Below are 14711 nucleotides of genomic sequence, written 5' to 3'. Positions count from 1 at the left end.
AGCGGATGCGTCCCCATGCAGGAGCGTGGGAACGACCCATAACAACTAAGACCAGAACCCTTTATGCGGTTCAGCCGCCTCTTCCTCCAGCATCGGCCCGAAAACGCTCACCGTGCGCTGCCCTCTGGCAAACACTTCTCGACACGGCAACGAGAACGTCGGGTTCTCCGGATGATCGCCGGTCAGCCCGAGCAAAGCATGTTCCGACAACGCATACACCACTCGCCCGACACCGGTCCAATACACCGCGCCCGCGCACATGCAGCAAGGTTCGGCGCTGGTGTACAGCGTGCACGCCTCGAGCTCCGTGGGTGACAACCGCTTCGCCGCCGCAGCGACCGCGACCAGTTCGGCGTGCTGGGTGGGATCACCTTCCGGCGGCATCGAATTGTTGCCCGCTTCGGCAATGACCTTGCCGTCGCGGTCCGCCACCAGCGCCGCGAACGGGTGCCGGCCACGTTGTTTCGACGCCTGCGACAGGGCGATGGTCTGGCGCAGCAATGCCAGGTCCAGATCGCTGACGCCGGCCGGAACAAGCTGAGTGAATTGATTCATGGGTAACTCCTGGGCAGTGGGAAAAGATAAGGTCAGTCAGCCAGTCCGGCCGCGGATGCGCCGACGGCGTCGGTCGATGGTTTTTGTTTGTTGAGCAGTACATTGAGCAGAATGGCGGTGATCGCACCGAGGAAAATGCCGCTGTCGAGCACCAGTTTCAGCGTCGGGCCGACATGTTCGAACAGGGCCGGAAACGACATTGGCAGGACGCCGACGCTGACCGACACCGCAACAATAATGGCGTTGCGTGTGCCTTCGAACTGCACCCGTGACAGTTCCTGAATGCCCGCCACCGTGGTCATGCCGAACATGACGATCGCGCAGCCGCCCAGCACTGGAGTGGGCACCGCCGCAATCAACGCGCCGAGCTTGGGGAACAAGCCCATCAGCACCATGATCGCGCCAGCGGCCGCGACGACGAAGCGGCTCTTGATGCTCGAAAGTGCAATCAGGCCGGTGTTTTGCGTGAAGGCGTTATAGGGAAAACTGTTGAACAGGCCACCGAGCATGGTCGACAAGCCGTCGGCGCGGAAGGCGTTGCCGAGGGTCTGCTGCGTAGTCGATTTGCCGACCAGTTTGCCGATGGCCAGGCAGTTGCCAGTGGTCTCGGCCATGATCACCAGCATCGCCAGGGTCATGATCAGAATCGGTACCAGAGAAAATTCCGGCGGACCAAACGCCATTGGCGCGCTCAACTCGAACCACGCCGCCTCGCTGACCCGATTGAAGTGCGTCATGCCACAGGCGGCAGCGATCAGGCTGCCGACAAACAAGCCGATGAGCACGCTGAGGTTGCCGATGAAACCGCTGAATTTCGCATAAATCACCAGCGTCACACTGACCGTGGCCAGGCCCAGCAGCAGATTGGCCGGGCGACCGAAGTCAGGCGAATCGGGATTACCACCACCCAGCCAGATTGCCGCCGCCGGCATCAGTGAAATACCGATGATGGTGATCAGGCTGCCAATCACTACGGGCGGAAAGAATCGCAGCAAGCGGCTGAACACCGGCGCCAGTGCGATGGTCAGGAAGCCGGCGGCGATCACCGCCCCAAAGATCTGGCTGAGGCCGAACTCCTTGCCGATCATGATCATCGGCGCCAGCGCAATGAACGAGCAGCCCTGAATCAACGGTAAACGCGCGCCGAACTTCCAGAAACCGAGGGTCTGAATCAGCGTCGCCACACCGGACGTCAGCAGGTTGGCGTTGATCAGTAAAACCACCTGAGCCGACGTCAGCCCCATCGCACTGCCGAGAATCAGCGGCACCGCCACCGCTCCCGCATACATCACCAGAACATGCTGCAGACCGAAGGTGAAAAGCTGCCGCAGGGGCAACACCTCATCGACCGGGTGAACGCGTTGTGTAGTCATGGCACAAGCTCCTGAAGGGGCAGCGTTGGTTGTAATCGCGGGCGCTCAGGGACAGATGCACAGAAAGAATCGGCCCCGGCGTTCGAAGACGCGGGGTCATCCTTGAATGTTTTTAACGATGAAACAAATTGGCAACCATCGCTTTTTTCGATGGCAAAGACGCGGCACAATCGCCGTCTCGCTCAACCTCGGAGTACACCGTGTGCGCTTCTCACTCGATCAGTTGCTGATGTTCGTCCAGGTGGTGAAAAGCGGCTCGTTCTCCGCCGCCGGGCGCAAGCTGGGCAAGACGCAATCGACCATCAGCGCAGCGATCGCCAATCTGGAAACCGACCTTGGCGTCGAGCTGTTCGACCGCCGCAATCGCAGCCCTGCCCTCACCGCCAGCGGCCATAAATTGCTGGTCCAGGCAGAGGCGGTACTGGAGCGCTGCATGACCTTCGAGGCCCACGCCGATTGCCTTTCCGATAGCGTCGAACCGAGCCTGACCCTGGCGATTGAAACGCCGTACGGCCCGATCATGCCGGTGCTGCAAGCGTTCGAGCAAGCCTTCCCGTTTGTCGATCTGATCATTCGCCACCCGGTCTACGGCGATGTCAGCGAACTGGTCAGCAGTGGCGAGGCGGTGCTGGGCGTGGCGTTTTCGCAGCCGGGCTATCCTCGGGAACTGGCGTTCCAGCAGCTGGGCAAACTGATCATGCTGCACGTCTGTCATCCCGATCATCCGCTGGCGCAACTGGACAACGTCACCTTCGACGATTTGCACGTGCATCGGCGCCTGGCGTTCAGTGCGCACGCCAGCAAACTGCCGAGCAGTGAATACCTGCGCTCGACGCAACTGTGGCAAGCGGAAAGCTATCTGGCCCTGCTGGAAATGGTCCGCGCCGGCCTCGGCTGGGCGACCTTGCCGCGCCAACTGATCCAGCGTGAACTGGGCAATGGCGAACTGGTCGAGTTGCAGCTGTCGGCGTACCCGCATACCGACTGGCAAATCGGCGTCGACCTGTTATGGGCACGCCAACGGCCGCTGGGCACCGCCGAGCGCTGGCTGAAGGAAAAGCTGCAGGCCACCAAGGTTTATGAACGCGATCGCAACGGCCAGATCACTACGCTGTGATCATTTGGCAAACACCTGACTCATGTCCTTGAACGCCTTGAATTCCAGCGCATTGCCGCAGGGATCGAGCAGAAACATGGTCGCCTGCTCGCCGACCTGACCCTTGAATCGAATGTAGGGCTCGATCACGAATTGCGTGCCGAATGACTTCAGTCGCTCGGCCAGTGCTTCCCATTGCTCCCACTGCAAAATGATGCCGAAGTGCGGGACCGGTACGTCGTGACCGTCTACCGGGTTGCTGTTGACGCTTCGCTGGGCAGCCGTTTTCGGCTGTTCGTGGATGACCAATTGGTGGCCGTAGAAGTTGAAGTCGACCCATTGCGCGCTGGATCGGCCCTCCTCCAGGCCGAACACTTCACCGTAAAAACGCCGGCAAGCGGCAAGATCGTAGACCGGGATGGCGAGGTGGAAAGGTGAAAGGCTCATCAGGCACTCCCGTAGTCGCGTTGCTGGAAATATGGCAACGGCGCACCGCTGCTGATCGAGGATCGAAAACAGCCTAGATCAAAAACCCGGCGGTTGCCGACTCGACTTTTCATGCCATGGAGATAGCGCGGCTGTGAATACACGCCACGGCTAAATGCCCGGCTTCATTGCCGGCGCGTCACCACTTTTCGGTGACAGTCCGCCGGGGCCAGCACCGCGCCCGCTCTGGAGCGCACGACGATTGTCTCAACGGGCTCGGCCCGTTCGTTGTCGAGCAGAATCGAGTGCTCCTCGCCTTCCGCAAACAGAAAGCGCTCGCCCCACTGCCGCAGGCTGACGACGATGGGGAATACCGCGCGGCCCATGTCGGTGAGCACGTATTCCTTGTAGGCACTGCCGTCTGACGCGGGCCGAAGCTCCAGCACGCCCAACTCGACGAGCATTTTCAGTTTGACCGTGAGGATGTTCTTGGCCAGGCCCAGACGCTTCTGGAATTCACTGAAACGGCGCACGTCATCGAACGCGTCGCGAATGATCATCAAGGCCCAGCGATCGCCAATGGCTTCGAGGGTTCGGGCCACCGGGCATTCGCTCTGCGCCAATGTTTGTTGTCGGGCCATTTGGTTCCTGATGGATCGGTTATTGAATGTGGTTGCATTTAACAACCCGAATGAATAAAGATCAACGTATCGGTTTCAATTCAAAACCACACTACGAGGAAGCAAGGATGCCCTGCCAGACGCAAACCCTGGTCAATGCGCAAGCCGCAGCTGACAGCGCAACGACCGGGCTGAGTCGTTTGCAGACTTTTCTCTTTGCGATCACCTGCGCCATGGCGGTGGCCAATGTTTACTTCGCGCAGCCATTGCTGGAATCGATGGCCGCCAGCCTCGGGGTTTCACCCGGTGCAATCGGCGTTGTGGTCACGGCCACGCAAGCCGGATATGCCGTGGGGCTGCTGTTAATTGTGCCGCTGGGTGATCTGCTCGATCGCAAGAAACTCATCGTCAGCCAACTGCTGTTGTCTGCAACGGCGCTATGCGCCGTGGGCCTGTCCGAGAGCTGGGGAGTGTTGCTCGGCGCCATGATGCTGGTGGGATTGCTGGCAGTGGTGGTGCAAGTGGTGGTCGCCTGCACCGCCAGCCTTGCTCGCCCGGAAGAGCGCGGCGCCGCTGTGGGCACCGTCACCAGTGGCGTGGTGCTGGGCATTTTGCTGGCGCGCTTCGTTTCCGGCGTAGTGGCTGATCTGGCCGGATGGCGCGGCGTGTATTTTGTTTCGGCTGTCATGATGGTCGGCATGGCTCTGGTGCTTTGGCGCACCCTGCCCGCCTCGGCAAAACCGCCCGCACAAGGCAGCTACTGGCGACTGCTGCGCTCGGTAATGGAATTGTTTTTGACTGAGCGGGTACTGCGCGTCCGCGGCATCTTCGCCCTGCTGATCTTCGCCGCCTTCAGTGTGTTGTGGACGTCGATGGTGCTGCCGCTCAGCGCCCCGCCCCTGTCGTTGTCCCACACGCAGATCGGCCTGTTTGGTCTGGCCGGAGTGGCGGGCGCGCTCGCCGCCGCACGGGCTGGGCGCCTGGCCGATCGCGGCTTGGGCAATCGCACCACCGGCATCGCCCTGGCGCTGCTGACGCTGTCCTGGCTGCCCATCGCATTTGTCGACAGTTCGCTGCTGGCGATGGCCGTCGGGGTGATCTTGCTCGACTTCGCCGTGCAAGCAGTGCACGTGACCAATCAAAGCCTGATCTTCGCCGCACGGCCCGATGCGCAGAGTCGACTGGTCGGTGCGTATATGTGCTTTTACTCGGTGGGCAGTGGTTTGGGCGCTATCGCGGCGACGTATACCTATGCGCAATCTGGCTGGGTGGCGGTGTGTTTTCTCGGAGGCGGGATCAGTGCTGTGGCTTTACTGTATTGGGCATGGCTGGAATACCGCTACTCGAACTGAACCAGTGCGGGAGCGAGCCTGCTCGCGAAGACGGAGCATCAGTCAGCACAGAGTTGTCTGACCTGACGCCTTGGCGAGCAGGCTCGCTCCCACAGGGATTACTTGCCAGCAGTTACTTGCCCTCCTCAGGCTTCTCGGTCTGCATCTGCACCGACGGTTTGCTTTTGTCACCGTCCTTGTTGGGTGCATCGTTGGAATCGAAGCAGCCGCTCAACAGAAACATCGAGCAGAACCCCAGACATACGCAGATTTTTTTCATGACGATCTCCTGTCAGCAGTGGTATCGCTACCCGGTTCCAGCTTGACCTTGATCCAGCCGGATTGATGTTGATCAAACGCCTTGAACGCCGAAATCGCGTCGGTCAAAGGCTCGTCCTGCGTCAGCACTTTCGCCGGATCGACGCGCCCGGCGAGGGTCATTTCGATCAGCTTGGGAATGTATTTGCGGTGATGACAGTTGCCCATGTTGATACGCACGTTCTTGTTCATCGCTTCGCCGATCGGGAAGCTGTCGAACCCGGCGGGATAGACACCGATGATGGAAATCGTGCCGGCCTTGGCCACGGTCTTGACCGCCCACTCCAGCGCTTGCGAAGGCGCATCGCCCGGTTGCCACTGCGCAGGATGATGATGGCCGTGATGGGAATGGTTGGCGTCGATGCCCACGGCCTCGATCACCCGATCCACGCCAATTTCCGCAGTCAGGCGCGCAATGATTTCAACTGGATCTTCCTTCTCGAAGTTGATGCACTCGGCACCCAAAGCCTGCGCGCGAGCGAGGCGATCTTCCAGGCCATCGATGGCGAACACCCGGCCGGCGCCCATCAGCTTCGCGCTGATAATCGCAAACAGTCCGACCGGTCCGCAGCCGAACACCGCCACCGTGTCGCCGTCCTTGATCCGGGCCATGTCGGCGCCGAACCAGGCAGTGGGAAAGATATCCGACATGGCAATCGCCTGATCGTCGGTGATGGCGTCCGGCAGCTTGATCAGACCAATGTTGGCGAAAGGGATGCGCGCTTTCTCGGCTTGCAGGCCATCGAACGGCCCGGTGGTTTTCGGCCCGCCAAAAAATGACGTGCCAGCGGTTTTGCCGTTGGGGTTGGCCACGTCGCACTGGGCGAAATAGCCGGCGCGGCAGTATGAGCAGTTGCCGCAGGCAATGGTCGAGGGAATGAGCACGCGATCGCCTACCTTGAGGTTGCGCACGTCTTCACCCAGCGCTTCGACAATCCCCACGCCCTCGTGCCCAAGGATCGTGCCGGGCTGCATGTCCGGCGCACTGCCGCGAATGAAATGCAGATCGGTGCCGCAAATGGCCGACGCGGTCAGCCTGACGATGGCATCGGTCGGCGCTTGAATGGTTGGCTCGGGAACATCGTCCAGGCGGATATCGCCGACGCCATGAAATACAACAGCTTTCATCGTTCACCTCCAATTTTCCGGATGTGCGCAAATCAGGGTTCTTAACCCTTACTGTGCTCCGGCGACGAAGGCCCTTCCTTGACGCCGCGCGGGCCGGCGATGCCCCACACGATCAGGCCGAGCACCGGGAATACGATCAGACCGATCGCCCAGGCGGCTTTGACGCCGACGCTTTTGTTGCTGCGAAACACACTGACAATCGCCCACAGGTCGACCAGCAGAATGATCACCGCCACGGCGATGGAAAAATAACTCGCTGCCTCGTTCATTTCGCAATCCTCCGATGACTTGTAAGCATTGGGCTGTGGAGCTTTTTCAGCGTTCAAAAAAATTGCGATCGCGCAGCATTAAAGGCTCAGCCGCCTTCCGGATCCTGACGGATCACAGAGATCTTGCCGTTGCGTTCGATGATTGCGAATTTGATCTGGTCGATGGTTTCTATGCCCTGACTGGAGCGTGCCGCCTCCATGACATCCGCCTCGACCAGCCGCGCATGACGCAGGCGTCGGTGCAACAGCTTGCCATTCTCGACAATGATCGTCGGCTCGCCATCGATCAGCCGCGACACCCAACTGGAACGCTGTTTGAGCAGGGAAAAACCGACATCCACAGCGATCAGCGTAATGATCACCAGAAACGCATTGGTCAGAGAAAAATCATCACCGAGCAGCGCTTGCTGGGTGGCTTCACCGATGATCATCAGCAGGACGAAATCAAACGTCGTCAGCTCGGCCAGCGAACGCCGGCCGGCAATTTTGAACAGCACCATCAGTGCCAGATACATCGCGAGTGCGCGCAACACCGAGTCCATGGGTCACCTATGGATAAATAAATTGAGTGAGCTTCACTTCGCTCGAGCCCGGCACGCGGATATGGCTGCGAAACAGGCCCAATCCGTCACCGCGCAGCGTCACATAGAGCGTCGCCTGGCCCTGGGCATCCGCCTGCAACCACAAGCGCATGCCCTGTTTTGAGCTGCGCATACGCACCGGGGCCGGTTGCATGGTTTCGACGCTGAAGCCATCGAGCATCTCGCCACCGATGTCGAGTTCGACAGTGGCTTCAGGCGCCGCGTGCACGCTGAGTTTCAGCGGATTGGTCGAGCCGTTGCGGTGGAACATCTCGTAGCCGACCTGGACTTTGCCGTCGTCGCTGCGGGCGTCCTGCGAACTGAGCACGCCCCGGGAAAACAGCCCCAACAGACCGAGCAGCATGCACAGCACCAGCAGGTACCAACCAATGTGCTCGAAGCGCCAGACCTTCAACTGATAGGCCATGTCCTCCTGCACCGGGAATCGTCGGCTTTGCAGATCGGGATGGTCAGCGTCGTGCTTCATCGGTGCCATCCTCCTTCGCCGCGCAAGGCGCGACGGTGATAGTCCGGCAACTGCTGCAGGGCGAATTCAGAAGCGATGGTCTGCACTTCACTGCGCGATCCGGGAAACCATTGCTGGCTGCTGAAAAGAAAATGTCGGTCATCGAACTGAAACGCCCAGGCGAAGCACACCGTACCGGCCTTGATGCCATCCATATCGTCGGGTCCGAGAATGCCGGTGGTGGCGACGGCGACGTTGGCGGTGCTGTCGCGCAATGCACCGATGGCCATTTCACTGGCCACTTCCACGCTGGTCAGATTGAAGGTTTCCATGGTCGCCGGGCTGACGTGCAGCAGGCGCTGCTTGGCTTGCGGCGAATAGACCACATAGCCGCACTCGATCAACTCGCCGCTGCCGGGCACCTCCGACAGCAACATGACGATTTCCCCGGCCGTGCAGGATTCGGCGGTGGTGATGATCAGTGAATGTTGGCGCAGGTATTCAATCGTTTCCTTGGCAATGGACATGGCATGCTCTCGAAGCTGTTATTGCCGGTTGACCGCTCGCCGCGCGGATCATTCCGCCGGATTTGATGAGCGTGTAAGCGCCTCTTGCAGAGAAAGTTTTCCGCCCCGTTCGGCGCGATCACCTACCCTCATAGACTGTGTGATCCACTCGAGCTCGCCGCCCCCATGTGCTGTTCATTCAAGTCGTTGTTTTTCATTCTGTTCCTACTGCTGATGCCGGGCAGCGCTGCACTGTGGGCGGCGGACCTTGGCGCGCCGGCAAACTCCGGCGCAGCGCCAATGCCGGTGATTTCGCAAAGCGATCTGCAAGCCCTGCAACAACGCCTGGACGGGCTCAAGCAGCAGATTTCGGCGGCAAACAATTACAACCAGCTCGAAGGCCCGCAGGATCGGGTGCAGGCGTTCATTCTCGATATCGATCGGTTGTCGGCAGCGCTTTTGCCGCAACAGGCGCAACTGGCAGTGCAACTGGGCGTGCTCGGCACCGCTCCAGACGCCGAGGTGGCCGCCGAGCAAGCCGATATCGTCGCGCAGCGGGCGGCGCTGGCGGAGCAGAAAAGCAAGATCGATGGCACCCTGAAAAGCCTCGCCGCACTGAAACAGAACGCCGCCGATCTGATCACGCAAATCGCCGGCATCCGCCGCACCCTGCTGGAAAGCGAACTGACCCTGAGCACGCGCAGCGTATTGAGCCCGTATTTCTGGGCACCGCTGGTCAATCCAAGCGAAGACGACCGCCAGCGCCTGCGACTGTTCGTCGAGCAGGTGGCTGACGTATGGGCGACGGTCTGGGCGCCGGGCGAACGTTTTTATACTTGCGTACTGGTGCTGTTGGCACTGCTGATCTGGACCTTTGGCCGACGTCTGGCTGAGCGCGGGCTGACCTGGTTCTGCATTCATCGCGTGGCGGAGGGCCGCTTGCGCCGCAGTGCCTTGGCCTTCGCCTCAGCTATCGCGACCTTCATCACCACCGCCATCGCCCTGAGGCTGTTGTTCTACGCCTGCACCCGCCACGACGCACTGCCTCCGGTGCTGGAAACCTTCTCCGAAGAATTCGAGAAAGTCGTCTATGCCTGCGTGCTGATCACCGGGCTCAGCCGCGCATTGCTCTCCACCGCGCACCCGTCCTGGCGCCTGCCGGCGATTGCCGATCCAGTGGCGCTGGCCCTCAAGCCTTATCCGCGGATTCTCGCCTGCTCGTTGCTGGTGTTGGTGACGCTGGTGCAAGTCGCCAATGCCACAGGCATGAGCAGCCACATCGTGATGGCCGGGCGCGGCGTGATTTCCATGGTGGTGCTGGCGATCATCGGCACGATGCTTCTGCGTGTGGGCAAAGTGCGCAAGGCATTGATCGCGGCCAATGACGCGTCGGCTGCCAACAGCGTGTTCGCCGGGCTGATCTACAGCGTCGCCAGTCTCTCGATGTTGGTGACGGCCATCGCCCTGCTGGCCGGCTATGTTTCGCTGGCGCGATTCATCAGTTATGAATTGGTGTGGGGCTATGTCGTGCTGTCGGGCTTCTACTTGCTGATTCAGTTGGTCAAGGACGCCTGTGAGCACCTGTTTTCGCCGAAACACGCGAGCGGCCAGGCGCTCAAGCAATTGCTCGGCGTCAGCGATCGGCGCCTCGAGCAGACGTCGATCCTGTTGTCCGGCGTCAGCCGCGCCGGCCTGATGCTGATGGCGCTGATTTCGTTGTTTGTCGGCGGCATCGGCACCACCCTCGGCCAACTGGTCACCAACATCATGTCGATCCTCGGCGGCGCCGGTTTGCGCAAGCTGAATATCGTCCCGGCGCATCTGCTCAACGCGCTGCTGGCACTGCTGATCGGTATCTGGCTGATCCGTGCATTGAGCCGCTGGCTCGACAACGAGTTCCTGCCCAAGACCGACATGGACCCGGGCATGTGCGCGTCACTAAGCACGCTGTTTTCCAACATCGGCTACGCCTTTGTGATTCTGCTGACGCTATCGTCGTTGGGCGTGCAGTGGACCAATCTGGCGTGGATCGTCAGTGCGCTATCCGTAGGTATCGGCTTTGGCTTGCAGGAGATCGTCAAGAACTTCGTCTCCGGCCTGATCCTGCTCACCGAGCGCCCGGTGAAAGTCGGCGATCTGATCAGCATCAGCGGCGTCGAGGGCGACATCCGCAGGATTAACGTGCGTGCTACGGAAATCCAGCTCAGCGACCGCTCGATCGTGATCGTGCCCAACTCGCAGCTGATCTCGCAGAACCTGCGCAACGTTACCCTCGGCGGCAGTGCTCAGGGCGTGGCATCCCTGGAGCTGGTGTTTCCGCTTGATATCGACCCTGAAGAGGTCAAACAACTGCTGCTGGATGCTTATCACGAGAACGAAACCATCCTCGATAAACCAGCGCCGTTCGTGCGTTTCAGCAAATTGTCGCCGGACGGCATAACCCTCACGGTCACCGGCTATGTGGGCAGCCCGAGGATTGTCGGGCTGACCAAGAGCGATTTGTTGTTTGAGGTGTTGAAGCGGTTGGGTGCGGCGGGGATTGCGCTGGCGAAACCGCCAGCGGCGTGATTTGGTTAGCGCTTGCCCGTGTTGTCGATGCGGGCCGTGCTGCTGCGTGGCGTCAGCTCGAACGGCAAGACGACATGTCGCTCTGTCAGCGGCTGCTTTTCGATCAGCGCAATCAGCATCTCGACCGCCCTGGCCCCGAAGGCTTCGGCTGGTTGCGAGATGGTGGTCAGCGGCGGATCGCAGTACGCAGCCATGGGAATGTCATCGAAACCCACCAGGGAAATGTCCTCGGGCACACGCAGCCCGGCCTGCCGGATGCGCTTGAGCGCACCAATGGCCATTTCATCGTTTTCGCAGAATAGCGCGCTCGGCCGCTCGGCCAAGCCGAGCATCTTTTGCGCGCCTGCATAACCGGCCTCGAGGCTGAAATTGCCATGGCAGATCAGCGCTTCATCGAAGGCAATCCCGGCCTCGCGCAATGCGGCTTCGTAGCCTGCCAGTCGATCACGGGTCAGCGGGCTGTTTTTCGAGCCTTTGATCAGGCCGATGCGTCGGTGTCCCAATCCGATCAGGTGTTCGGTCATGGCTTTGGCGGCGGCGACGTTGTCGAGACTGATGGTTGGATAACGCCCGGCCTTGAGCACTTCGCAGGCGTTGACGATCGGCGGCACATCGGCATCGGCCGGGGCATTTTCGAACGGATCGTAGGCGCGCAACTGGATCACCCCGTCGGCCTGATAGGCGTACACCAGCTCGGCGAATTGTCGCTCCAGTTCTTCCCGGCCCTGGGTGTCGCACAGCAGCAGGCGATAACCGGCCGCCTGCGCCGCTTGCTGCGCGCCGCTGATGACGCGGGCGAAGAAGGTATTGGCGATGGTCGGCACCAGAATCACCAGATTGCCGGTGCGCCGCGAACGAAACTGCACGGCCATCAGGTTCGGCCGATAGCCGGCCTGCTCCACCGCAGCCATCACCCGCTCACGGGTTGGCGCGAGCACGCGCTCGGGCGATTTCAAAGTCCTCGAAACCGTCGCCACGGAAACCCCGGCCAGCCGAGCCACTTCGCGAATATTGGACAAAAACACCTCGTTGATTCATGCCGATCAGGCGCGGAGCTTACCGCAGGCGACGAGCGATCGAAACGCTGTCGATCATCCGCTGGCATTTGACACTCGGCTAATTCAAGCCTAGATTTCGCCCATGATGTAACCGGTTACATCGCTCATCAACATTGCATCCAGCTACCGAGACGACTGCCATGTACGCTGCCGCAAAAATAAGAATGGGTTTTGTTGGAGGCGGTGAAGGTTCATTCATTGCCCGTGCCCACCGGCAAGCCGCCGGCCTCGACGGACGCTTCGACCTGGTCTGTGGCGCGTTCAGCCGCGACCCGGAGAATAATCAGCGCACCGCTGCGTCCTTGGGTGTCGCGGCTGAGCGTTGTTACGGCGACTGGCAAACCCTGCTCGCCCGCGAGGCCGCCCTGCCCGCCGAGCAGCGCATGCAACTGCTGGTCATCGTCACTCCCAATCATCTGCACGCACCAATTGCCCGTGAGGCATTGAGCGCCGGTTTTCATGTGTTCAGCGAGAAACCCGCGGCGCTGAACCTCGCCGAGGTGCAGGCGCTGCGCTCGGTGGTCATCAACAGCCAGCGAATTTACGGGCTGGCGCACACCTACCTCGGTTACGCGATGGTCTGGCAGGCCCGCGAAATGGTCGCCAGCGGCGTGCTCGGGCGCGTGCGCAAAGTCCTCGTCGAGTACCCGCAAGGCTGGCTCAGCACCGATGTCGCCGGGCAAGGCAACAAGCAGGCCGGCTGGCGCGACGACCCGACGCAATCCGGGATCGGCGGCTGCATCGGCGACATCGGCACCCATGCGTTTTCCCTCGCCGAGTTCGTCACCGGCCAGTCGATTCAGTTCATCAGCGCAATGCTCGGCTCGCATGTCGAGGGTCGGCAACTGGATGACGATGTGGCGATGCTGTTCAAAATGCGCGACGGCGCCAGTGGTGTATTGCTCGCCAGTCAGGTCTGCGCCGGTGAGGAAAACCCGCTGAAGATCCGCGTCTACGGTGACAAGGGTGGGCTGGAGTGGCGCCAAGAGGACCCGGCCAGCCTGATTCATCGACCGTTGAACGAGCCGATGCGCATTCTGCGCTCCGGGGTCGGTCAGCCGTGGCTGTGTGCCGCCGCAACCCGACGCATGCGCCTGCCTGCGGGGCATCCCGAAGGTTATCTGGAAGCCATGGCCAACCTGTACGGCGATCTCGCCGAAGCGATTGTGCATGGCGTCGAGGGCCATCAGGCTCCGGGAGTACCCGGCATCGAGACCGGCCTGCGCGGCATGGCCTTCATTGAAACCGCGATCGCCAATCACCTTGGCAATGAAAAGTGGAGCGAGATCCCCGGCCCACTGACAGGAGCCCAGCACAATGAACAGTGATCAGCAAAATTCGGCTGGCCTGAAAGGTCCGGGGATTTTCCTCGCGCAATTCATCGCCGACGAAGCGCCTTTCGACTCCCTCGCCAACATTGCCGAGTGGGCCGCTTCGCAAGGCTACAAAGCCATTCAGGTACCGACCCTCGGCACGCGGCTCATCGATTTGCAGCGCGCCGCTGAGAGCCAGGATTACTGCGACGAACTCATCGCCGTCTGCGCCCGCGCCGGTGTGGTGATCAGCGAGTTGTCGACGCACCTGCAAGGGCAATTGGTCGCTGTGCATCCGGCGTTCGACAGCCTGTTCGACGACTTCGCCCCACCAGCACTGCGCGGCAAGCCGCAGGAGCGCACCGAATGGGCCATTGAGCAATTGAAACTGGCCGCCCGCGCCAGCCAGCGCCTCGGACTCAAGGCCCATGCGACCTTCTCCGGCGCCCTGCTCTGGCCTTATGTCTATCCGTGGCCACAGCGTCCGGCCGGTTTGGTCGAGCAAGGTTTCGCCGAACTGGGCAAGCGCTGGCTGCCGATTCTCGACTGCTTCGAAGAGGCTGGCGTTGATCTGTGCTACGAAATCCATCCCGGCGAAGACTTGCATGACGGCGCGTCGTTCGAGCAGTTTCTTGAAGCGGTGAATCATCACCCCCGCGCCGCAATTCTGTATGACCCGAGCCACCTGCTGCTGCAGCAAATGGACTACCTCGGCTTCATTGACCGTTACCACCAACGCATCCGCATGTTTCACGTCAAGGATGCCGAGTTCCGCCCCGATGCGCGCTCAGGCGTCTATGGCGGCTATCAGGGCTGGGTCGAGCGTCCCGGGCGCTTTCGCTCGCTGGGCGACGGCCAGATCGATTTCAAATCGATTTTCAGCAAATTGTGCCAATACGACTTCAACGGCTGGGCCGTGCTGGAGTGGGAGTGCTGCCTGAAAGACTCCGCACAGGGCGCGGCGGAGGGCGCGGCGTTCATCGAGCGACACATGATCCGCAGGACCGCCAAGGCCTTCGACGATTTTGCCGGAGTCAGCGCTGACGCTGCTTCCAACCGACGCCTGCTCGGCCTGACTGACGATTGATTCATCCGCGTTACCG

General features: G+C 60.9%; 16 protein-coding genes. 5 read left to right on the top strand and 11 right to left on the bottom strand.

What is annotated here, in order from left to right:
• Window positions 1-45: 45 nt before the first annotated feature.
• Together PS14A_RS10010 and PS14A_RS10005 are read right to left on the bottom strand one after the other, a co-directional pair.
• Window positions 46-555 carry a nucleoside deaminase gene (locus PS14A_RS10010; protein WP_041480581.1) on the bottom strand — a complete coding sequence of 170 codons (510 nt, stop codon included), beginning with the start codon at window positions 553-555 and terminating at the stop codon, window positions 46-48.
• Between the two features lie 32 nt (window positions 556-587).
• Window positions 588-1928: a nucleobase:cation symporter-2 family protein gene (locus PS14A_RS10005; RefSeq protein WP_212616050.1), complete on the bottom strand. Its 1341-nt coding sequence runs from the start codon at window positions 1926-1928 to the stop codon at window positions 588-590.
• A 202-nt stretch (window positions 1929-2130) separates the two neighbouring features.
• Between PS14A_RS10005 and PS14A_RS10000 the strand changes: the two genes are divergently transcribed.
• Window positions 2131-3045 (top strand): LysR family transcriptional regulator, encoded by a 915-nt coding sequence (locus tag PS14A_RS10000; RefSeq protein WP_071172027.1) that lies wholly within the window; start codon window positions 2131-2133, stop codon window positions 3043-3045.
• On the opposite strand, the gene PS14A_RS09995 is transcribed toward PS14A_RS10000, so the two are convergent.
• Both PS14A_RS09995 and PS14A_RS09990 read right to left on the bottom strand, forming a co-directional pair.
• Entirely contained in the window at window positions 3046-3471 is a 426-nt protein-coding gene (locus PS14A_RS09995) for a VOC family protein (protein ID WP_130912840.1), read from the bottom strand.
• A 164-nt stretch (window positions 3472-3635) separates the two neighbouring features.
• Window positions 3636-4091, bottom strand: a complete 456-nt coding sequence (locus PS14A_RS09990; protein ID WP_130912839.1) for a helix-turn-helix domain-containing protein — start codon at window positions 4089-4091, stop codon at window positions 3636-3638.
• A 107-nt stretch (window positions 4092-4198) separates the two neighbouring features.
• On the opposite strand from PS14A_RS09990, the gene PS14A_RS09985 reads away from it, so the two are divergent.
• On the top strand, window positions 4199-5422 hold the full coding sequence (locus tag PS14A_RS09985; RefSeq protein ID WP_212616049.1) for an MFS transporter: 1224 nt from the start codon (window positions 4199-4201) through the stop codon (window positions 5420-5422).
• Window positions 5423-5534: 112 nt separating this feature from the next.
• Here PS14A_RS09985 and PS14A_RS09980 read toward each other — a convergent pair whose 3' ends face one another.
• The 6 genes from PS14A_RS09980 to PS14A_RS09955 form a co-directional block, all read right to left on the bottom strand.
• On the bottom strand, window positions 5535-5681 hold the full coding sequence (locus tag PS14A_RS09980) for a hypothetical protein (protein ID WP_016774259.1): 147 nt from the start codon (window positions 5679-5681) through the stop codon (window positions 5535-5537).
• A complete protein-coding gene (locus PS14A_RS09975; protein ID WP_130912837.1) occupies window positions 5678-6847 on the bottom strand; it encodes a zinc-dependent alcohol dehydrogenase in 1170 nt (389 codons plus the stop codon). The genes PS14A_RS09980 and PS14A_RS09975 overlap by 4 nt, the downstream gene beginning before the upstream one ends.
• A gap of 41 nt (window positions 6848-6888) precedes the next feature.
• A complete protein-coding gene (locus tag PS14A_RS09970) occupies window positions 6889-7116 on the bottom strand; it encodes a PLD nuclease N-terminal domain-containing protein (protein ID WP_024012535.1) in 228 nt (75 codons plus the stop codon).
• 86 nt (window positions 7117-7202) lie between these two features.
• Complete coding sequence (locus tag PS14A_RS09965) at window positions 7203-7658, bottom strand: YetF domain-containing protein (RefSeq protein ID WP_024012534.1); 456 nt, start codon at window positions 7656-7658, stop codon at window positions 7203-7205.
• 7 nt (window positions 7659-7665) lie between these two features.
• Entirely contained in the window at window positions 7666-8184 is a 519-nt protein-coding gene (locus PS14A_RS09960) for a hypothetical protein (RefSeq protein ID WP_212616048.1), read from the bottom strand.
• On the bottom strand, window positions 8181-8690 hold the full coding sequence (locus PS14A_RS09955) for a CinA family protein (protein ID WP_212616047.1): 510 nt from the start codon (window positions 8688-8690) through the stop codon (window positions 8181-8183). Before PS14A_RS09955 ends, PS14A_RS09960 begins: the two co-directional genes overlap by 4 nt.
• A gap of 165 nt (window positions 8691-8855) precedes the next feature.
• Between PS14A_RS09955 and PS14A_RS09950 the strand changes: the two genes are divergently transcribed.
• Window positions 8856-11237 carry a DUF3772 domain-containing protein gene (locus PS14A_RS09950; protein WP_212616046.1) on the top strand — a complete coding sequence of 794 codons (2382 nt, stop codon included), beginning with the start codon at window positions 8856-8858 and terminating at the stop codon, window positions 11235-11237.
• A 5-nt stretch (window positions 11238-11242) separates the two neighbouring features.
• Here PS14A_RS09950 and PS14A_RS09945 read toward each other — a convergent pair whose 3' ends face one another.
• Window positions 11243-12256 carry a LacI family DNA-binding transcriptional regulator gene (locus PS14A_RS09945; protein WP_212616045.1) on the bottom strand — a complete coding sequence of 338 codons (1014 nt, stop codon included), beginning with the start codon at window positions 12254-12256 and terminating at the stop codon, window positions 11243-11245.
• A gap of 203 nt (window positions 12257-12459) precedes the next feature.
• Between PS14A_RS09945 and PS14A_RS09940 the strand changes: the two genes are divergently transcribed.
• Together PS14A_RS09940 and PS14A_RS09935 are read left to right on the top strand one after the other, a co-directional pair.
• On the top strand, window positions 12460-13623 hold the full coding sequence (locus PS14A_RS09940) for a Gfo/Idh/MocA family oxidoreductase (RefSeq protein ID WP_212616044.1): 1164 nt from the start codon (window positions 12460-12462) through the stop codon (window positions 13621-13623).
• Complete coding sequence (locus tag PS14A_RS09935) at window positions 13613-14695, top strand: sugar phosphate isomerase/epimerase family protein (RefSeq protein WP_212616043.1); 1083 nt, start codon at window positions 13613-13615, stop codon at window positions 14693-14695. The genes PS14A_RS09940 and PS14A_RS09935 overlap by 11 nt, the downstream gene beginning before the upstream one ends.
• The last annotated feature ends 16 nt before the right edge of the window (window positions 14696-14711 follow it).

Origin of the sequence: Pseudomonas sp. 14A (assembly GCF_018132745.1) — a bacterium.
GTDB lineage: Bacteria > Pseudomonadota > Gammaproteobacteria > Pseudomonadales > Pseudomonadaceae > Aquipseudomonas > Aquipseudomonas mercuritolerans.
Note: the sequence above shows the minus strand (reverse complement) of the source record. Positions and strands in the feature narration are given on the sequence as shown.